This window comes from Pseudoalteromonas xiamenensis (genome assembly GCF_017638925.1).
Classification (GTDB): Bacteria; Pseudomonadota; Gammaproteobacteria; order Enterobacterales; family Alteromonadaceae; genus Pseudoalteromonas; species Pseudoalteromonas xiamenensis.
The window spans coordinates 1,920,580-1,940,084 of the sequence record NZ_CP072133.1; the positions used below are offsets into that span (position 1 = coordinate 1,920,580).

Consider the following 19,505-nt stretch of genomic DNA (forward strand, 5'->3'; position numbering starts at 1 on the left):
TCAGTCAAATCGTTATTAAACGAAAAAACGGTGTCTGAACACCGTTTTTTACTTTTGTTAAGCTTGGCAGGATAGCCCGCTACTGGTCGATAAAACACGCCTTTTGATACTGTCCATCTTCAATATAAGCGCGTTTTTGCATTGCTTTCCAATGTGCAGGTACTTTATCAGCTAGTTGGTCAAATACCTTTGCAGCCAACTGCGCGTCTTTGCCAGCAAGCGCTAAACTGGCCAAAGAAAGCAACAAATAGACATTGTCCGATTGCGCTTTCAACGCGTGTTGCACTGCCTGTTGGAGCGCTAACGAGTCCCTCGCCACGCAAATGCAGCAGCACACTCGCCAGTTGCTCGAACTGGCCTTTTTTAACCCACTTCTGTAACCGAGCTTCTTCTTTGCTAAGTTCACCCTTTGCTAATTGTGATTGTACCCAAACCTCTTCAACGTGCTGTTGCACTGACTTCGGTAGCACGTTCCAAAGTAACTCTCGTTCATGGGCTGATACAGAGGAAAACCATTTTGCGACTTTCCGTCGCCACAACTCCACGTCCATAGAGGCACGTTTACTTAGCTTGACCAAAACGGGTTTGAGGTCACTGAACGCACGTTGAGCAATCAGCGCTTCACCGTATTGCATCAATGTGTGCGTTGATGCCTGTTTGTCTTTTGCGAGTTTAGCCAACACAGCGGTATTGTCGTCATTCGGTTCAAGGCTCGCTTTTAACGAGACCGTGTGCTCGTTGGTCGGTAACGCCTCTAACTGAGCACGAGCTTGTACCCATTGCTCTTTTTCCATTGATGCTTTAACGAGTGCCGCTTGTTTTAGCGTTTGCCACTCTTCAGAGACCGGTGCCTTACGCCAATGACGTTCAAGCGATTCCCAATCACCTTGCAACATCGCCCACAATCCTTGTTCCAATACTTGCTGTTGACGACGATGACGACGCCAAGACCAATGACGAGAAGGCGAAACGACTAATCGCCAAAGCCAACCAGCCACTCGTGCAAACACGTACAAGGAGACCATAGAAAGTAGCGCCATAAAACCAAACGAAACCAGCGTCCCTTCTATTGTTGTTTGATTAAAAGAGATAAGCACATACCCTTTTTCATCCATCAACCAGTGTGATCCTGCGAGGACCAATGCGAGAACAAGGAAATAAACCAGAACTCGGATCATTGTATTAACCCCTCAATAACCTCTGGCGTGGCCAATTTAATCTGAGTGTCTGTCGTGATAGAAATGCCAGCCAATCGCTCTAATTCCACCTTCATCCCCTTAACAACAGCGGCATTGGTGTCGAAGTGTGTATTAAGGTGCTCAATCGCGACATGCAATGCGCTTTGGTAAACGGCTGTTTGCTGCTTCATAAGTGCCGTTTGCGCTTGCGTTAAATAAGCCTCAAAAGCAGCTCGTAACAACCTTTGCTCACTGGCTGATAAAAGCGGCTCTGCGGTAATGGTTTCACGTTTGCGAATACGAATGAAATCTTCGGCGAACTTATCCCATGAGCGTTTCAAGTTTGCTTGCCAATCGTTCACATTTTCACTCAATGTCACCTGTTCAACGGCATTTTCTTCCGGCAGTTTAAGCGTGAGTAGAGGTAATTCAGGCGCTTGTTGCACTAGCCCCATCAAGGTCACATAGGCAGTTTCGAGTGGTGGATTTTCTTGGCCTCGGATAGTCACTAAATCTTGTGCTATCGCTGCTGAAATCACGTGTGGATCCACAAAATGTACGGCGAGTTTATCTAAACGTGAAAGGAGTATTTCACTGGTTTGCCAATCGTGTTCTACCACTGCTTTAAAGCGTAACAAATGGACCAAATAAGCCGCTTCGCTTTTTGCGAATTGTTGTTGAGGCAGTGAGGCCACTTCTTTGACTTGTGCCAATGTGTCGCTCATCAACGTTTGTTGAGCACTCAACGTGCGACTTAACTGTTCATCAAACCCTGACATTGTTTGGTTTAATTTGGCCAACTGAGCTTTATGCGTTACAACCTGCTGTTGTAAAACGGCATTTTCCTGCTGCAATGCATTAGTTCGTTCATTCATCGCACTCAATTGTTGCTCACCATACCAAACCGCTGCAGCACATGCACCGCCTAACATCATCGCGAGCGTTAATGCCAGAATTCCGACTTTGCTTACTGGAATGCGCGTTTTCGCTTCCGTTGCCGCTGAAGACATTGTGTGTTGAGGTTGTTCGCTCATAGTGGATTCCTGAGTGTGCTCCGGCTCAACATGAACCGAGGTAAATTCCTTTGCTGTCTGCGTTGTGTCTTTCTGGATTGGAGACAACGTACTCGCAGATGAGGAGTCTGGACGAATCCGCTCTGACTCCTTTTCCTCCAGAGCGCTAGTCAACTCTTGCTGAGTAGCAAGCGCTTGGCGAGCAGACAAAATGGCTTTAAAAACGACTTCGTCTTGTGCTCCATCTGTTACGATTACATCCCCTTGTACACCGTAGGTCTGCTGAAGGTGTAGCGCAATACGCTGACTTACAACAAAAAACGTACGGCCTTTCAACCAGCTAATTGCGCTTTCATGGGTACTGTTGAAAATCGCATCCGCGGCAGCATTACTGGTGATCACTATACCGTCTATTTCGTCGCGCTTCCAGAGGTCCAACCACTCATCCGATTGAAGCTCGGCCGGTTTGCGCTCATAGACTGCAAGCTGATTAAGTAACGCACCTCGTGATTTGAGCGATTTAGCAAGGTCTGGTCGTCCACCTAGACCTTTAACGATCACAATTTGCTTTCCTGAAACGTCAGCTAGCACATTTAGTGCGAGCATCCCTTCGGTGTCCTGTTGTTTTGGCACGAATGCTTGCATGCCAAACGTAGTTTTAAGCACGCTTGCTGTGCTGGTCCCAACGGCAACATATTGGGTGGACGCAGGCAGGGTGTCGCGCAACATTGCCAACCCTTTTACTGCATCTTGGGAGATGAAAATAACAACATCCGCTTCATCAATGACGGCTAATTGAGCTGGCGCTACATCAAGATAATCCAGTGCCAAGACAGGGGTATGGCTCACTTTAAATCCTGCTGCTTCCAAATTGAGAAGCAGTTCGTTGCCCTTGTCAATTGGCCGAGTGATGAGCAGATGCTTCATAATGCGTTATTTTCCGTAGACGTCTGCAAGTATTTTATCTGCTCCCATCCCAAGCAGAGTTTCAGCAAGTTGCACGCCCAATGATTCTGCGTCGCTCTGTGCCCCTTTGATTTGAGCAGTCAGCATTTGGCTACCATCTACCGCACCGACCAAACCACGAAGCCATACTTGATCATTTTCAAGCAAGGCATATGCACCAATTGGCACCTGACAGCCCCCTTCAAGACGACGATTCATCGCACGTTCTGCATTCACGCGAACGCGGGTTTCTGTGTGCTCTAATGGCGCAAGTAACGCTTTTGTACGCTCATCGTCGATTCGACATTCGATACCCACCGCACCTTGTCCATTTGCGGGTAATGACACTTCGGGTTCAATAAAAGCGCGAATGCGCTCTGGCATTTCCAATCGGATTAGACCCGCTGCAGCTAAAATAATGGCGTCGTATTCACCTGCATCCAATTTTGCCAAACGCGTGTTCACATTGCCGCGCAGGTCACGGATTTCTAAATCTGGGCGAAGCGCACGAATTTGGCATTGGCGGCGCAAACTTGACGTGCCAACAACCGCACCTTGTGGCAGCTCAGCAAGTGCACTGTAGGTATTTGATACAAACGCATCACGCGGATCTTCACGCTCACAAATAGTGTGTAGTGCTAAGCCTTCAGGGAATTCAACTGGCACGTCTTTCATTGAATGTACCGCGATATCGGCACGTCCATCTAACATAGCTTGTTCTAATTCTTTAACAAACAGGCCCTTACCACCAATTTTTGCCAGTGGCGTATCGAGAATCACATCGCCTTGAGTGGTCATCGGTACAAGCTCAACGACAAGTCCAGGGTGGAACTTTTCTAATTGTGCTTTTACAAACTCAGCTTGCCACAGTGCCAAAGCACTTTTGCGAGTTGCAATACGAAGTGGTGCGTTATGTTCTGTCATGCTTTACCTTTATCTTCAAATACCGCTATTAAGGTTGTGCGGCATGGATACGAAATTGTTTCTGTGCGATTAATTCGCCCGTTTCTTTGACGACATCAATCCGCCAGTCGCCTAATTGCTCAGGCAATACGTGTTTCAGTGAATAAGTACGAAAACGCGTCGCGGAAATAGACAATGGAATGTCCGCCATAATCACATCTTGAAAATACCAAACGTGGTGAATGGTTGTGCCTTGCAACGCTTTCACTTCTGTAAAAAAATAGAGTTTGTCTGAAAACTGGCTGTTCGATACATCCGTTTTAAGGACATCCACGGGTTCACGGTCAATAACACCGGTGGTAAGCACTGCACGTGACACCTTAGACGTGTCAATTTGCGCGCCTACAGCTAACGTGGCCACTGTCGCATCCGAAGAAAACTGTGCCGGATCGTTCACGTCAGTTGGCGAATCGGCTGATTCAATTTGGTTCGACGGTGTTTCATTACCATTGTCTATTGATACCAGAGAGGGTGCGGCAGGTTCTTCCCCCAATTCGTCTTGCAATACGTCGCTGGGTTCGCTCGTCGATGTATCTTCATCAAACACCGCTTTGTCGATGGTAACCACTTCCGTATTCGCCGTGTCATCTTCATCCGCTACGCTTACATTATCCAATTCGGCATCTTGTTCCAAGCTGTCCGACGCTTGCGCCAAATCCAATGCGGAATGTTGTGTTTCCACCCTGTTTTCCGGTGTTAATTCATCGGCATTAACCGATAGCAACAGCGCGTAACCACCGGCACCGATGAGCAATCCAAATGACAACAAAGCGGCCCAAATACGTCGCCAATGCCATTCATAACTCACCGCTTCTACAGGTGGCTGGCTGGCGGCGACGTTTGTTTTTGTTCGAATGACCAACTTTTGTGTCATGCTGGTTTCCTCTAATTAGCCTAGGGTTGCGATGAGCCAGTTACGGATATCGGCGAGTTCATCGTAACAAACTTCATGCGCCATCGCATAGGTCGTCCACGACGGTGCGTAACCATTTGTGGTCAATGTGTCGCGTGCTAACTCACCGGCAAATAATGGCACAACATTGTCTTTTTGACCGTGGGCCATAAAAATATTTAGCGACGCTTGCTGCTTTTCTTCATGCAGTTTGGCAGGTACACACATGTAGGTCGACAGTGCCATCACCCCCGCCAAGGCATAAGGTAAACGAGGTGCGAGATGGAGTGTCACAACACCACCTTGCGAAAAGCCCGCTAAGATGATGCGATCCGGCGCAATACCTGATGCTATTTCTTGCTCGATTAACGCTTGAACTTGTTCTGCCGATTCTCGCACACCTTGTTCATCTGCTCTTTTATCTAGATCAAGAGACTTAATGTCATACCAAGACGCCATGCGCATACCACCGTTGATGGTCATTGGTCTTTCTGGCGCATGGGGAAAAATAAACCGAACACCGAGCGAATCAGGAAGTTGCAATGCATTTGCAACGGGCAAAAAGCCATGACCAGAATCACCGAGGCCATGCAGCCAAATCACCGTAGCACGATGTTCGCCTTTCGCAGACGCTTCGACAAATGGCAGCATTTAGTTCGCAGTCCAGACAATGGCATCACCCGCTTGACGAGTCGCCGCGTCTGAAATGAACTGCCAGAATTCAGCACCAGAGCGGTTATCAATCCACTTATCACCGTGTAATTCAAAATGATGACCATTAAATTTCGTGGCAACCCATACTTGGTGTAAAGGAGGTTGTTTGTTGATCACAATTTTACTTTTGTCTGGGAAAATAACTTCGAGCAAGCCACTGTTTGTTTCATAATCCAGATCCACTTCACAGTCTTCAATTTGCTCTTCAAGCGCGAGTAGCATTGCATCAACCAATTCATGGTATTCGTGGTCAGTCATGATAGCGTTCCTTTGGGCTTTGGATTTTTACCAGTTTAACAGGAATAAAATTCACCTGTGAATAGCTGCTTTTTTCAGTAATTCTGTTACCCTGCGATTATAAGGGCATAGACTTTATTTATCTAATGAAAGCGAAGAAACTCACTGTATTTTGGGCTGCAATTTTGGCCGTTGGCACTCTTGTACTCACCGGCTGTGGTCAAAGCGGTGCTTTGTATTTACCAGAAAAAGCACCAACCACCAATGCTGATCCCTCAGCGCCTTCCTCTGAACAATCAAAGCAGAAGGACAGTTAAATGGACTATTTTCACTATCAAAATGATTCGCTGTTTGCTGAGGAAGTCTCGGTCAGCGAACTCGCGGCTCACTATGGCACCCCTTGCTACGTGTATTCTCGTCGTACATTAGAAAGACACTACCATGCCTTCACTGATGCAGCACAAGGCCATCCTCATTTGGTGTGTTATGCTGTTAAAGCCAATTCCAATATCGCTGTTTTGAATGTACTCGCACGATTAGGCGCGGGCTTTGATATTGTCTCCAAAGGGGAGCTAGCTCGGGTTTTAGCTGCCGGCGGTGACGCAAGCAAAGTCGTGTTTTCGGGCGTAGCAAAAACGGCTGATGAAATCGTGTTTGCACTTAAACAAGGCATCAAATGCTTCAACGTTGAATCGCAAGCTGAGCTTGAGCGTATTAGCTACGTCGCGACCTCGCTAGGTCTCGTTGCACCGATTTCCATTCGTGTGAACCCAGACATCGACGCTAAAACGCACCCTTACATTTCGACGGGTTTGAAAGAAAATAAGTTTGGGATAGACATCAAGCAGGCTTTTAATGTCTATCAACTCGCTTACGCGTTACCGGGTTTGGACGTTGTTGGGATCGATTTCCATATCGGCTCACAACTCACCGAGATAGAACCTTTTTTGGCGGCAACAGACAAAGTGCTTGCGCTCATTGATACGCTTGCCACAGCCGGGATCACCTTAAAGCACATTGATATTGGTGGTGGCCTTGGCGTCCCGTACAACCATGAAAAGCCACCACACCCTAGCGCGTACGCAGCGGAAATTAAAGCACGCCTAGAAAAATACCCCCATCTTCAACTTATCTTTGAACCAGGACGAGCCATTGCCGCCAATTCGGGGATTTTACTAACCAAAGTTGAATTCATAAAACAAACCGCAGACAAACATTTCGCTATTGTTGATGCGGGCATGAACGACATGCTTCGTCCCTCACTGTACAGTGCTTGGCAAGCGATTGTTCCTGCCGAAATCCGCCAAGATGTGGAAGAACGGGAGTATGATGTAGTTGGACCTGTATGCGAAACAGGCGATTTTATTGGCAAAAACCGACGTCTTGCGATTGCCCCCGGTGACTTACTCGTACAACGCAGTGCTGGCGCTTATGGGTTTAGCATGAGTTCAAACTATAACTCACGTCCACGCGCAGCTGAAGTGATGGTCGACGGTCAGAACCATTACCTAGTGCGTGAGCGTGAAAAGATTGAATCTCTTTGGCAAGGTGAACATTTACTGCCTTAAAAAAACGGCTGCAGCATCGCACAGGTTATGGCATGCTGTAGCCAGAAGTTGTGATTGTAACGGATCCTATGTTAATTAATTTTTCTAAAATGCATGGTTTGGGTAACGACTTTATGGTCGTCGACAATGTCACCCAAAATGTATTTTTATCGCGTGACCAGATTAAGCGTTTGGCAGATCGCAATTTCGGAGTAGGGTTTGACCAACTGTTGTTTGTTGAACCTCCTTACTCACCTGAAATCGATTTCCACTACCGAATTTTCAATGCCGATGGCAACGAAGTTGAGCAATGCGGCAATGGTGCGCGTTGTTTTGCACGCTTTGTGCGTATGAAAGGCCTGACGAACAAACACAAAGTGTCTGTCTCCACAAAAGGCGGCAACATCACCCTATTTACCGAAAAAGATGGCCAAGTTACGGTGAATATGGGGCATCCTCAATTCGACCCACAACACATTCCGATGAAAGCGGGCAAACGTGAGAACACCTACATTTTCAGGCTGCCAGAACAAACCGTTTTCCTCAGTTCAGTCTCCATGGGTAATCCACATGCAGTATTGATTGTGGATGACGTAGAAAACGCGCCTGTACACGAACTTGGCCCAACGCTTGAATTGCACGAACGTTTTCCTGCCCGTGCAAACGTAGGTTTTATGCAAGTTATTAACGCTGAACACATTCGACTACGTGTGTGGGAGCGCGGCGCGGGCGAGACGCTTGCGTGTGGAACGGGGGCTTGTGCGGCTGCGGTCGTCGGCATGCTGCAAGGAAAATTAGAAAGTACTGTGCGTGTTGATTTACCTGGTGGCAGCTTACAGATCCGCTGGCAAGGTGAAGGGCATCCGGTAAAAATGACTGGTCCCGCGGAACACGTTTACGATGGACAAGTTGCAGTATGAGTGAGCAGCCCTTAGATAAAAAAGTGGTGACCGAACTACAAGAACATCAAGTGGCAGCTTACCTGAGCCGTCACCCTGACTTCTTTCGTCATCACCCCTATTTATTGCTCGAGTCTCGAATTACACAGCGATGCGACAGGACTGCCCAATTTAGCACTGCAGCAGCAACGATTGCTCCGAGAGCAAACAACGGAACTCAAGACGCAAATCGCTCAACTTATCCGTTATGCCAAAGACAATGAGCGAGTCTTTAAGCTGTTTAGCGAATGTCAGCGTGAATTGTGGCAATGCCAATCGTTTGCGCAGCTCAGCCAACTGGTGCAGACAAAGCTCTCTGAAGTGCCAACCATTTGCGGCTGTGAGTTGCTCGAGTTTGAACTTCGTTTTACTGCCTTAGTGGCGAATCGCTTAAATCGCCGTGGCAATTATTTAGGTCGATTAAGCAAAGATGAGCAATCTTTGTTTTTCAATAAAGGTGACGCTCAGTCTGTCGCGCTTTATTTACTCGGTGATCTCAAAGCCCCTAAAGCCATTTTAGCGTTAGCCAGCAACGATCCGGATCATTTTGCGCCCGACAATGACAATTTGCTCATTAACGAGTTTTTACGCTCTCTCGAACAGCGTCTAACTGAGCTTGCATGAACCACACTGTCGAACTTACAGAACAATGGACTGCACCAATCGCAGCATTTATCCAATATGTTCAATACGAACGTCAGTACTCGAACCACACCCTCACGCAATATCAACTCCAACTAAACCAAGCTGCAGCCTATTTTCATACGTTGTGCTCAGGGTGGCATAGCGTAACGCCGGAATTAGTGCGTCGATACAGCATGTCTTTGCGTGCGAAACAGTTAAATCCTCGCTCGATTAACGTCAAACTGAGTTGTATTCGCTCGTTGTATAAGTTTTTACAACGTCGCCAAGACGACATCAGTAACCCAGCTCAAGGGCTGAAGGTACCTAAATTCCAAAAACCGTTGCCAAAGAACTTAGACGTTGATCAAATGGCGCAACTCCTCGAAATTCAAGAAGAGGACGAGTTAGCTCTTCGCGATAAAGCGATGATGGAGCTAATGTATTCTAGCGGTCTGCGGATAAGTGAGCTGGTCAATGTGAATGTTCATGATATTCGTGACGGGGAAATTCGCGTTGTAGGTAAAGGCAGCAAAGAGCGAGTTGTACCTGTTGGCCGAAAAGCCCTTGAAGCAATTCAAGCTTGGATGCCGATTCGAGAGCACTTTATTCAACCTGGCGAATTGGCGCTGTTTGTCAGTAAACGAAAAACGCGTATTTCCGTTCGTCACGTCCGTGCCCGCATGAAAACATGGGGGATCCGCCAAGGGATCAGCACCCCTATCCATCCCCATAAACTTCGCCACTCATTTGCAAGTCATGTCTTGGAATCAAGCGGGGATTTACGGGCAGTTCAAGAAATGCTTGGCCACAGCAGTTTATCTGCGACCCAAGTGTATACTCACGTTGATTTTCAGCACTTAGCTAAAGTGTATGACAAAGCCCACCCGCGGGCGAAAAAACAAAAAAACGAGTCTTAAACAAGACTATCTAGTTTGCGTATGCTCAGCTTGAAGTTTAGACCGCGAACCCTTAGGCTATGCTTAGCGTGCCGTTTATTTTCCGTTTCTCATTTAGAGTTCAAGCCATTGAATTCTTAAATTTTCTTTGGGTATTCTTATGCGATTTAACCGCGCCATCGGCGAAATAAAAGCGCTCAGCTTTGACCTTGATGACACCTTGTACGACAACCGCCCTATTATCAAAGCGGCTATTCGGGCCATGCTCGATTACGTCGAACAGTTTCCTGAATGGCAGGAGCAAGGTGAACATTTTTGGCGTGATTGCCGCCGCGCGCTGCTTGATAAAGATGAATCGTTAGAAGGCGATGTCACCCGTTGGCGTCACGTCGCACTGCACTACGCCTTCACCGAATTGGGGTTTCCCGAAGAAGATGCCGTACGCCATGCTACGGGTGCTTTCAACGCGTTTATGAGCGCGCGTTGCAATATCACGGTCAGTGAGGATGTACTGATTTTACTTAACAAACTACGCCAGAAATATCCTCTTGTTGCTATCACCAATGGTAACGTCGACGTCGAACAATTTAATCTAAAAGGTTATTTCGATTTTGTTCTGCAAGCCGGACGTGACGGTACTGCAAAACCGGCCAACGCGATGTATTTGACGGCCTGTGCGCGTTTAAACATCGAGCCAAGTGAGTTACTGCATATTGGTGACAGTTTAGATAGTGACGTGCAAGGTGCGAGACAAGCCGGTTGTGCCAGCATATGGTTGGAAAATCAATTTGCTCCTTACTCCTTTAAAGGACTGGCGGATCTTGAAATACAAGATATCCGTCAATTAGCCTTGTTCCTTTAACACGACGTCATCATCGTAACGGAAGCACCTCAATGAGGTTTCCGTTACGCAATTCCATTATTGGCTTATTAATGTCGCGGCAACTAACTTATCATCTGCTATCTCGAAATGACCAAACCAGCGAGATGATTCAAACTTTGCAATGTCATTGACCACATCAAGCTGCTGCAATTCAGGTAGCGATGCTAAATCACTCTGATAATGCCATTGTTTAAAGCGCCAAGGTTTTTGCTTCTCAAGTAGTGTTTCAAAGGCAGCCAACTCGACATTGTGATTTGGCAGCGGCTCTATCAGTTGCACGCGGCTATACTGTTTTTCATTCCAAAGTTCCACAATCTGATTGCATCCCGTTAGATAGTTTGTCTTTGATTTTTGGTCTACAAAGCGGATGGTGTGGTAATTAATGACGTCCACTTCTTTGTTTTCCATCGGCAGACAACTCAGCGGCTCAGGCAAGGCATTCGTGAACACATCCCCAACAGCAATACCTGCTATTTTCTCCAAATACTCATGATTGGATTTTTTATATCGCACTAAGTCTAAACGCATGCCCGCTTCCATCGCCAGTTTCTTAATCCCTTGTAATAATGGTTCAGATAGGGATACCGTTTGATTTTGAAGCTTTAGATCAACTTGATTTTGCTGTTCAAAGAACTCGACTTCATTACTCAGCGTCAACGGTAGAAGATGGTGAGCATATTGATAACCGACCAATTGTTCATTTTCAAAAAACAATGCGAGCTTTCTACCCACCATTGCTATCGTTTTATCTTTGGTCAGGGGCCAATATACGCTGGGGCGACCCACCTGCGTCATAAAATCGCTAAACGAGCTACCCAATTTAAGGCCTAAAATTGAATTCTCTGTCATCACGGCCAGTTCAGATGCAATGGTATTTAGTTTCAGTTTCGCATGTTGATTAGACACAACATTGGATGATTGAGGTTTACTCGCCGCCGCCAAATCGTAGTTCAGTTTAATGCTTGGTACACCCAGCGACACAACGGTCAAAATAGCTAAGTTGTTTCTATCCACTTTGAGTTCCATCTGAACAGGATTCGACGGGCATAAATTCCGCACCAAATTCATAACGATTCACGTATTTACCATAAAACGCTTCGGTCATTGGTTGTCGGTACATGTGCATCTTTTTTATCACGACGTTTGCGTGTTCTGGGTAGCTTTTCTCTAGTTCATCGAGCACAAGTAGCTTTACATGGTCTAAATTTTTATTATTTTCATACTTGTTTTGGGGATAGTAGCGCAGCCTTTTGTGTTTAGTGATTCGAATGATTGGCTGTTCAAGTTCGGTACATTCACTTCCTTTAGCCCAGACCTCCGCGGAGTTTGCATTTGGAATGGAAAAGCACCACCACACCATTGCAACGATAAAAAATGTGTATTTCATCAACAGTCCTTTGTTCGTTTACATTTGTACCGATAAGTAAAATAGACCAACATCGACAAACGGTCAATTTTTGACAACCTCTGTCCGTAACTAAAAGTAAACTGGCAAGATCACAGCGCAGCAGGCGTGAAGTTCTGTTCAACAAATCACAATGAAGAACCTCATGCTTCTTGAGCATGCAAGTTTGAAGAGTGCGAAGCCTCAATGCGAGATGGTCGCTGCAGAGCGCTTTTTATGTCGGCACTCAAGGTGCATACCGTATATTTCAACACCTTGAAGTAGCGCGTTTAGATTTTGGGTAGCCTCACTAAATCAATATAAATGATTTTGCCCAAATGACACTTCCAGCACATTTTGCTCTTTCCGTACGGGTTGCCCTATCATTTCGTCATAAGCGCTTTCATGCCTAAGCACCATCGTTAAATAATTTAGCCCATCAAATCGCTTTTGAACTTCAAGGGGATTCAATGCGTTTAGAAATTCTCCGTTGGCTTCTTTAACAAAATATTCAACGTGATTGATCAACACACTGACTTGATATAGGGCCAAGTCACGAGAATGCACGACGACCTTTTGTAAAGGTTGATGATAAACTAATTCGGAAAATTCGATTCCAGCCATGAGGGTTTCTCCTGTACTTTTGATGGTAATACGTACAGCGCACGCAGATCGTTCATGTTAAAATACACCTTGTTACCTTCGTGTTTTTCGTTGACTTGATGAGAGCTCCTTTTGACTGAACCCATGCGTCTTGCCAAATATTTAAGCCATTGCGGCATTTGCTCTCGAAAGCAAGCTTCTCGTTTGATTGATGCAGGGGTTGTCGAGGTCAATGGGCGTCCGGCAAACCACATTGATCATGTTCTGCCCAGTGATGTCATCTTTGTGAATGGCGAGCTGGTTACGGGGATCTGCGAAAAACAATTGTTTGCCTTCCATAAACCCATTGGGATGGATTGCAAAATCAATGCGAGTGACCCGACAAGTATTATTCACGCTTTGCCAAGTGAAACACGTCTGTATCCGATTGGCCGCTTGGATAAAGACAGTCGAGGCCTCATTTTGATCACCAACGATGGTGATTTATGCCATCGCTTGAATCATCCGGAACATCATGTCGAAAAGGAATACCACGTTACCGTCGACAAACCGTTAGACATGGATTTCTGCCACAAAATGGCGACAGGCATTCCTATTGGTGACCAAATGACATGGCCCTGTGAGGTCTCGCTACTTAGTGAAACCCAGTTTCGCATTGTGCTCAAACAAGGGTTGAATCGGCAAATTCGCAAAATGGCCAAGTACTGTGGTTACCGTGTGATTGATCTGCAACGCGTGCGCATTGACAGCCTAATGCTTGAGCCTTTGGCCTTACCTGAAGGTGCGATTCAGCCACTAAATATTCATCTTTTTGATAATGAAAGACGAGTCGACTGATCGCCATTTCAACCAATGAACAAGATCACCAAATAACCGTTATAACAACATAACTTCACGAATTAATTTACAAACTCACTTGCACAATTCGATTACGTGTGTAATTCTCAATTCAGATTACATTTGTAGGCGAAAAACATGATCGAACTTTCTAAAGCCGAATTTGCGGTTATGGATGCTCTTTGGCAGGGATTTCCTGCAAAAGCAGCGGACATCATAGACCGTTTAAGCAACCAAACCGAGTGGCACGAAAAGACCATCAAAACGTTATTAGGTCGACTTGTCAAAAAAGAAGCCATCACCTTTGATAAAGACGGCAGAGAATACGTATACATGCCACTCATCGCGAAAGACGAATATACCCTGAAAGTCAGCAAAAGCTTTTTAGAGCATTTCTTCAATGGTCGTTTGACGGCACTCATCAGTGGTTTTGCAAAACAAAAAGATCTCAGCGCCGAAGACATCAATGAGTCTCAAAAAAATCATTCAGGATTGGGAAAAAGAGCGAGGCGAATAAAATGCTAACTTGGCTTTTATCACAGCAGCTATGGCTCTGCATCGTGTTGGTGGTGTTGAGTGTATGTGAGCGTTATCTGCTGCCTTACCTCGGTGCACGGTTTATCTTACGGTTGTGGTGGGCATTGCCATTGGGATTGCTTTATGACTATATTCCGAATGATATGAAACCCACGTTAGCGACCGATTTGGGGCATTTCAGCGTTACTGCAGAGGCGCTACCGAGCACCGCTTGGAGTTTTAGTTTCGATGTAATTTATCTGATTGTCAGCGTATTGTTGTTAGGTCTTTGTTTTGCACAACACTATGGTTTTACAAAACAACTTCATCCTTACAAAGACAGCGACAATCGCCTGCGTTCTACGGAGGTTTCAGCCCCGCTCATTATGGGCTTTCTTCCTGCCACTCTTGTATTACCCGCTGATTTTGAAAAACAATTTACGCCTACTCAACAAACCATGATACTCGCGCATGAAAACACGCATTTACGCCGCTATGACAATCAGTTCAGCGCGTTATTTTTATGTTTAGCGTGCCTTAATTGGTTTAACCCGCTTGTTTGGGTTGGGTTTGCCAGTTTCAGACGCATTCAGGAGTTGGCGTGTGATGAAGTCGTACTCGCCAATCAACCCACCTCGGTTCGCCTCGATTATGGGAGAGCATTGATGCATAGCTTAACTCTCTCACAACGTATTCCGAAGGTGTTTAGCCAATACGGAGATAAAGAAATGATGCAACAACGACTTAATAACCTGCGAGATACACGCCGTGTCAACAACGTACTTCAAGCCGTGCTTGCTGCGGGTTTGTTAGCCTCACTCAGTGTTTATGCTGGCAATAGTGATTCAAATTCAACGACAAAAATGGAAAGCAGCAAACACCTTGTTCAACCTGTGATGCGCATCGAGCCGCGATACCCAAAAGCAGCGGTTGATCAAAAAATTGAAGGCTATGTACAACTGCAATTTAAAATCGATGAGAAGGGTCGTACTCATAGTATTCAAGTCTTGCACGGCGAACCACAAGGTCTGTTCGATGCAGCCAGCTTAGACGCGTTACAACAATGGACTTATACCAACAATCCGAATCCAAATGAGTTATTTACCGTACAACTAGATTATTTGCTAGGCCATGACTCTGTGTCAAAAAATAAGCAGGAAGAAATGGAGCAGATCACCGTAGGTCAATGAGGTTCGTCCGTTTTAGAAACTCAGAAAAACAAAAGCCGTTGACCCTTTAAGCGTCAACGGCTAATTCATTTCGTAGCATCAAAGTCATTGTAGGCCAAACTCTCACGATTAGCACTGCGACAGATTGTCGCAGTACTCTGTCCTCTCACATCAATACCACGCTATCACTTTGAATTATTCTCAAGATTGCACAAAAGCGCTCGTCTTCACGTAACCTAAACGTTATGGTGAATATCACCTTCTGCGATATTTTGACATCATGACTTGGGTTTTCTTTACATTCCTCGCCGCGTTTTCACAAGCGTGGCGTAATGCATTACAAAGCAAGCTGAGCAAACACACGTCCGTTGCAGGCGTCACGTTAGCTCGTTTTTTGTTTGCAGGTCCACTCGCCGTCGCGTATTTGATTTTGCTATATCACGTAGACAAAGCGCCAATACTCGAACCAAACTCACGTTTTATGACCTACGTCTTGAGCGCCAGCATCATGCAAATCATCGCCACAGGACTTATGGTGGTTTTGTTCAAACAGAATAATTACGCCATTGGTGCCGGCCTTGCCAAAAGTGAAGCCATTGTCGCAGCAATACTCGGTTTACTGTTTTTTGGTTCAAGTCTTTCGATGCTCGGTTGGCTAGGGGTCGCTATCGGAGCGGCTGCTGTTTTAATGCTGAGTGGATTTACCTTTAAAACATGGAATGCAAAGACCGCCATCATCGGCCTCGCGTGTGGAACAGCGTTTGCGCTCACGTCACTGTGGGTACGTGAAGCGAGTATAGCGACTGGATTGCCGTTTCCTCACAGTGCAGCTTGGGTGCTCGTGACCGTTATTGGGTTGCAAACCCTTTTTCTCAGTGTTTATCTCTCGTGTTTCGAAAAACAGACTTGGCAGCAACTTTGGGCACACCAGAAGTTAACGATGCTCATCAGTTTTGCGAGCTGTATAGGGTCTATTGGGTTGTTTAGCGCCATGAGCTTAGAACACGTCGCTTACGTTAAAACTCTCGGTCAAATTGAAGTTTTTTTCATGCTGATGATAAGCGCTTGGTGGCTTAAAGAGCTCCACCAAACGCCAAGATTCTCTCGGTCTTGTACTTATCGCCACCGCCGCTATTTTAGTTATGCTTACCTGAGGTTTCCTCGTCTTGTCGCAATCCAGTCGTTACAGACTAAGACCGACAACGACGAGCAAACAGCCAAGCGCTAAACCCCAAACTATCGAGCGCAGTGTGGAAACGTCTAACCAATAAAGCACGCAGTACAACACGCGCAGCACGATAAAGCCGATGAACAACCCTTGTATCGTGCCACCGGTATTTTGAGTGGCTACGGCAACTGCAAATGCGATTGCAAACATGATTGCAGCTTCGAATGTATTCTGATGTGCAGCCAATGCTCTCGCCCCCAACCCCGTTAACGAGGCCTGTTGCTGTCTTGGCATATGATTGTCATAACCACCCGCTTTTTGCTGATAAATTGCGACCGGAATTTTTGCTAAATACGGTAGTAACATCATTGCTAACGCACAATAAATTAATGTCGTCATGGATTCTCCTTTCTCTTGAAAATGAATTCAGTCCACAATGTCACAGCAATAAGCGCTTTGGCAACAGTGAACGGCGCTTCATAGCTCCTATTGTTTATACTGTACAGCGTACAAGTCCAATCGACGGTCTTTTAAATTTCGAACCGTTCCTTCACTGTGTAAGAGCTTTAGCTTGTCTAAGTCCAAATCACTGAACAGCAGCATTTCCGTATTCGGTGTGGCTTCATTCAACGCCGCATCATGTGGAAACGCAAAATCCGAAGGCGTCAGCACGGCCGATTGTGCGTATTGCACATCTAGACTTTCGACAACCGGTAAATTGCCGACACTGCCTGCGATAACCACATAGCATTCGTTCTCAACGGCACGCGCTTGAGCGCAATGGCGTACTCGCAGGTAGCTGTTTTTCGTATCTGTCCAAAATGGAACAAATAATATTTCCAAGCCTTTCTCAGCCATGATCCGCGATAGTTCAGGAAATTCAACATCGTAGCAAATCTGAATGCCCACTCGCCCTGCGTCGGTTTCAAACACCTCAATTTTATCCCCGCCTTGAATCACCCAGTCATACGATTCATGCGGTGTGATGTGAATTTTACGTTGTTCGTTAATTCGTCCGTCACGATGACATAAATAACTTACGTTGTAGAGCGCACTGCCTTCTAACAGGGGCATCGAACCGGTGACAATATTAGCATTGTATTCAATGGCTAAACGCGACATTTCATCTCGAAACTGTTCTGTGTACTCAGCTAAATAACGAATCGCTTCGGTCTGATTACGATGTTCCGTTAACCCCATCAATGGCGCATTGAAGAATTCAGGAAAGAGAATAAAGTCACTCTGGTAATCCGACACCGTATCCACAAAATACTCAACCTGCTGCATCATTTCGGCCACGGAATTGACGCTTCGCATCTGCCACTGTACTGCACCTACGCGTACAATGGATTTCCGGCTATCAATAACCGTTTGCGTATTCTCGAATAGGATATTGTTCCATTCTAATAAGGTGGCATATCCATCTGAATTCGCATCTTCAGGCAAATATTGCTTTAGTAGACGCTTAACTTGGAAATCGTTCGCGAGTTGGAAACTCAAAATGGGATCGTAAATCTCTTTTTTATCGACGCGTTCGATGTACTCCATCGGGGCCATTTTATCACTGTATTCACGATAGCGAGGGATCCGTCCACCAGCTAGAATGGCGCGTAAATTGTACTGTCTGCAGAGTTCTTTGCGTGCATCATACAGACGTCGTCCAAGTCGCATACCTCGATGACTTCGAGCTATTACGACGTCCAATCCATAAAGCGCATCGCCTTTTTGGTCGCTGAATATACGATTTTGAGCGTCAACAATGTCTTCATAGGTATGAGGGTCGGCAAATCGTTTGTAATCCACTTGCACGCTGAGTGCGAGTCCGACTAAAACCTCGTTATCCAGTATGCCGATTTGCCCCTCGGGAAATTGTTCAATTAATCGATAGATGGTGTGTGATGGCCAAGCGCCACCTAAATCTGGGTAGGCTTCATCCATAAGCCCCTTAATTTTTGGGTAATCTTCTTGTTTCAAATTGCAAAGTGTTAATCGTGCTTTTTCGTGTGGCATGCTTCCTCCGCGAATGGTACGTCTAACAATTGGGCCTGTGTCTCATGTAAGTTAAGGTCCCATTTCCATTATTTAAAACACGCTTCATTACACAAGCTTCGGTAAAATAATCGCGTTACTCGTGCTTTGGGCAGCCATGAACTGTATTCCAGTCCTAACCCATCGAGCGGGTCTGACGCTATCACTGCGGATTCACTTTTGTGTATCGCGATAGCATTTAAAACCCGTTTTTTTGCTCGCTCAATCAGCGCAATATACTGCTCTAAGTCAACTTTCTTTCCAAGCGCTCCATGGCCGGGGATCAGTGTCGTTGAGGGACCGATACGTTGATGCACGGTGTACAAAGCAGCTAACAAGCCGTCTACAGAGCCTCCCGAATCCACATCGACAAACGGCAAACTTCCGGTATTGAAATACAAGTCTCCCATGTGAACGGCATTGGCCACCGTGAAGAATACCACTGCGTCTCCATCGGTGTGCGCATGTTCAAAATGCTGAATAACGGCGTGTTCATTATTAAAATGCAGGGTTAAATCTGAACCGAAGGTTAAACGCGGTAAAACATTGCTCCCCGCGCCATGCGCACTTTCGAGTCTCTCTCGGACGTGATGGTGCGCGATTATGTGGCTGCCATCCGTCGCAAATGGCGCGTTTCCACCAGTGTGATCACCATGGAAATGGGTATTGATCACAAATTCAGGTAACCCTGATTGAATGGTATTAATTTGGCGTTTGATGTCCTCGCTCAACGCCGCAAATTGGTCATCGACGATGTAAACCCCTTCATCTCCGACGTGCACCGCAATGTTCCCGCCACGGCCGAATAACACATGTAGGTGTGACGTTATTGTCTCGATTCGCCATACCACTTTTTCAGCAAAAGCAGGCGGTGAGATTAACGTGAGAACAAGCAAACACCTGACTATTTGTTCCATTTCCTTCTCCCAAATGCATGATGTGCGCGTTAACATTCTACGAGGAAAACAAC

General features: G+C 46.0%; 21 protein-coding genes and 2 pseudogenes. 11 read left to right on the forward strand and 12 right to left on the reverse strand.

Annotation, left to right across the window (positions count from 1 at the left end; all coding sequences use genetic code 11):
- Positions 1-179 precede the first annotated feature (179 nt).
- From J5O05_RS09280 to cyaY, 6 genes are read right to left on the reverse strand one after another with little or no spacing between them, the layout of a single operon-like run.
- A complete protein-coding gene (locus tag J5O05_RS09280) occupies positions 180-1,178 on the reverse strand; it encodes a heme biosynthesis HemY N-terminal domain-containing protein (protein WP_208841826.1) in 999 nt (332 codons plus the stop codon).
- Complete coding sequence (locus tag J5O05_RS09285) at positions 1,175-3,118, reverse strand: uroporphyrinogen-III C-methyltransferase (protein ID WP_208841827.1); 1,944 nt, start codon at positions 3,116-3,118, stop codon at positions 1,175-1,177. Before J5O05_RS09285 ends, J5O05_RS09280 begins: the two co-directional genes overlap by 4 nt.
- Positions 3,119-3,124: 6 nt before the next feature.
- Positions 3,125-4,060, reverse strand: a complete 936-nt coding sequence (hemC, locus tag J5O05_RS09290; protein WP_208841828.1) for a hydroxymethylbilane synthase — start codon at positions 4,058-4,060, stop codon at positions 3,125-3,127.
- 28 nt (positions 4,061-4,088) lie between these two features.
- Positions 4,089-4,973, reverse strand: coding sequence for a DUF2914 domain-containing protein (locus J5O05_RS09295; RefSeq protein ID WP_208841829.1), 885 nt, complete (start codon positions 4,971-4,973; stop codon positions 4,089-4,091).
- Positions 4,974-4,988: 15 nt separating this feature from the next.
- Entirely contained in the window at positions 4,989-5,642 is a 654-nt protein-coding gene (locus J5O05_RS09300; RefSeq protein WP_208841830.1) for an alpha/beta hydrolase, read from the reverse strand.
- Entirely contained in the window at positions 5,643-5,963 is a 321-nt protein-coding gene (gene cyaY / locus J5O05_RS09305; RefSeq protein ID WP_208841831.1) for an iron donor protein CyaY, read from the reverse strand. It lies immediately after the preceding gene.
- 125 nt (positions 5,964-6,088) lie between these two features.
- Between cyaY and lptM the strand changes: the two genes are divergently transcribed.
- From lptM to J5O05_RS09335, 7 genes are all read left to right on the forward strand, one after another.
- Positions 6,089-6,259, forward strand: a complete 171-nt coding sequence (gene lptM / locus J5O05_RS09310; RefSeq protein WP_208841832.1) for an LPS translocon maturation chaperone LptM — start codon at positions 6,089-6,091, stop codon at positions 6,257-6,259.
- Complete coding sequence (gene lysA / locus J5O05_RS09315; RefSeq protein ID WP_208841833.1) at positions 6,260-7,510, forward strand: diaminopimelate decarboxylase; 1,251 nt, start codon at positions 6,260-6,262, stop codon at positions 7,508-7,510.
- A gap of 68 nt (positions 7,511-7,578) precedes the next feature.
- A complete protein-coding gene (dapF, locus tag J5O05_RS09320; RefSeq protein WP_208841834.1) occupies positions 7,579-8,409 on the forward strand; it encodes a diaminopimelate epimerase in 831 nt (276 codons plus the stop codon).
- Positions 8,406-8,651: a DUF484 family protein gene (locus tag J5O05_RS22425; RefSeq protein WP_280117630.1), complete on the forward strand. Its 246-nt coding sequence runs from the start codon at positions 8,406-8,408 to the stop codon at positions 8,649-8,651. Before dapF ends, J5O05_RS22425 begins: the two co-directional genes overlap by 4 nt.
- Positions 8,581-9,051, forward strand: a complete 471-nt coding sequence (locus tag J5O05_RS09325; protein WP_425281494.1) for a DUF484 family protein — start codon at positions 8,581-8,583, stop codon at positions 9,049-9,051. Before J5O05_RS22425 ends, J5O05_RS09325 begins: the two co-directional genes overlap by 71 nt.
- Entirely contained in the window at positions 9,048-9,968 is a 921-nt protein-coding gene (gene xerC, locus J5O05_RS09330; protein ID WP_208841835.1) for a tyrosine recombinase XerC, read from the forward strand. The genes J5O05_RS09325 and xerC overlap by 4 nt, the downstream gene beginning before the upstream one ends.
- Positions 9,969-10,107: 139 nt before the next feature.
- Positions 10,108-10,809 (forward strand): HAD-IA family hydrolase, encoded by a 702-nt coding sequence (locus tag J5O05_RS09335; protein WP_208841836.1) that lies wholly within the window; start codon positions 10,108-10,110, stop codon positions 10,807-10,809.
- 57 nt (positions 10,810-10,866) lie between these two features.
- Here J5O05_RS09335 and J5O05_RS09340 read toward each other — a convergent pair whose 3' ends face one another.
- From J5O05_RS09340 to J5O05_RS09350, 3 genes are all read right to left on the reverse strand, one after another.
- The gene (locus J5O05_RS09340; protein WP_208841837.1) at positions 10,867-11,844 is read right to left on the reverse strand and encodes a hypothetical protein; all 978 of its coding nucleotides are present in this window, start codon (positions 11,842-11,844) and stop codon (positions 10,867-10,869) included.
- Positions 11,837-12,217, reverse strand: a complete 381-nt coding sequence (locus J5O05_RS09345; RefSeq protein ID WP_208841838.1) for a hypothetical protein — start codon at positions 12,215-12,217, stop codon at positions 11,837-11,839. The genes J5O05_RS09340 and J5O05_RS09345 overlap by 8 nt, the downstream gene beginning before the upstream one ends.
- A gap of 312 nt (positions 12,218-12,529) precedes the next feature.
- Positions 12,530-12,838 carry a DUF6482 family protein gene (locus J5O05_RS09350; protein ID WP_208841839.1) on the reverse strand — a complete coding sequence of 103 codons (309 nt, stop codon included), beginning with the start codon at positions 12,836-12,838 and terminating at the stop codon, positions 12,530-12,532.
- A gap of 111 nt (positions 12,839-12,949) precedes the next feature.
- On the opposite strand from J5O05_RS09350, the gene J5O05_RS09355 reads away from it, so the two are divergent.
- From J5O05_RS09355 to J5O05_RS09370, 4 genes and pseudogenes are all read left to right on the forward strand, one after another.
- Positions 12,950-13,654, forward strand: coding sequence for a pseudouridine synthase (locus tag J5O05_RS09355; RefSeq protein WP_208841840.1), 705 nt, complete (start codon positions 12,950-12,952; stop codon positions 13,652-13,654).
- Positions 13,655-13,792: 138 nt separating this feature from the next.
- Positions 13,793-14,171 (forward strand): annotated as a pseudogene (locus tag J5O05_RS09360) (BlaI/MecI/CopY family transcriptional regulator).
- A 1-nt stretch (position 14,172) separates the two neighbouring features.
- Positions 14,173-15,360, forward strand: a complete 1,188-nt coding sequence (locus tag J5O05_RS09365) for a TonB family protein (protein ID WP_208841841.1) — start codon at positions 14,173-14,175, stop codon at positions 15,358-15,360.
- A 259-nt stretch (positions 15,361-15,619) separates the two neighbouring features.
- Positions 15,620-16,493, forward strand: a pseudogene (locus tag J5O05_RS09370) (EamA family transporter).
- Positions 16,494-16,522: 29 nt separating this feature from the next.
- Here J5O05_RS09370 and J5O05_RS09375 read toward each other — a convergent pair.
- The 3 genes from J5O05_RS09375 to J5O05_RS09385 all read right to left on the reverse strand — a co-directional run bounded on the left by J5O05_RS09375 (position 16,523) and on the right by J5O05_RS09385 (position 19,452).
- The gene (locus tag J5O05_RS09375; RefSeq protein ID WP_208841842.1) at positions 16,523-16,906 is read right to left on the reverse strand and encodes an MAPEG family protein; all 384 of its coding nucleotides are present in this window, start codon (positions 16,904-16,906) and stop codon (positions 16,523-16,525) included.
- Between the two features lie 87 nt (positions 16,907-16,993).
- Positions 16,994-18,517, reverse strand: coding sequence for a carbon-nitrogen hydrolase family protein (locus J5O05_RS09380; protein ID WP_208841843.1), 1,524 nt, complete (start codon positions 18,515-18,517; stop codon positions 16,994-16,996).
- 68 nt (positions 18,518-18,585) lie between these two features.
- Positions 18,586-19,452: an MBL fold metallo-hydrolase gene (locus tag J5O05_RS09385; RefSeq protein WP_208841844.1), complete on the reverse strand. Its 867-nt coding sequence runs from the start codon at positions 19,450-19,452 to the stop codon at positions 18,586-18,588.
- Between the last annotated feature and the right edge of the window lie 53 nt (positions 19,453-19,505).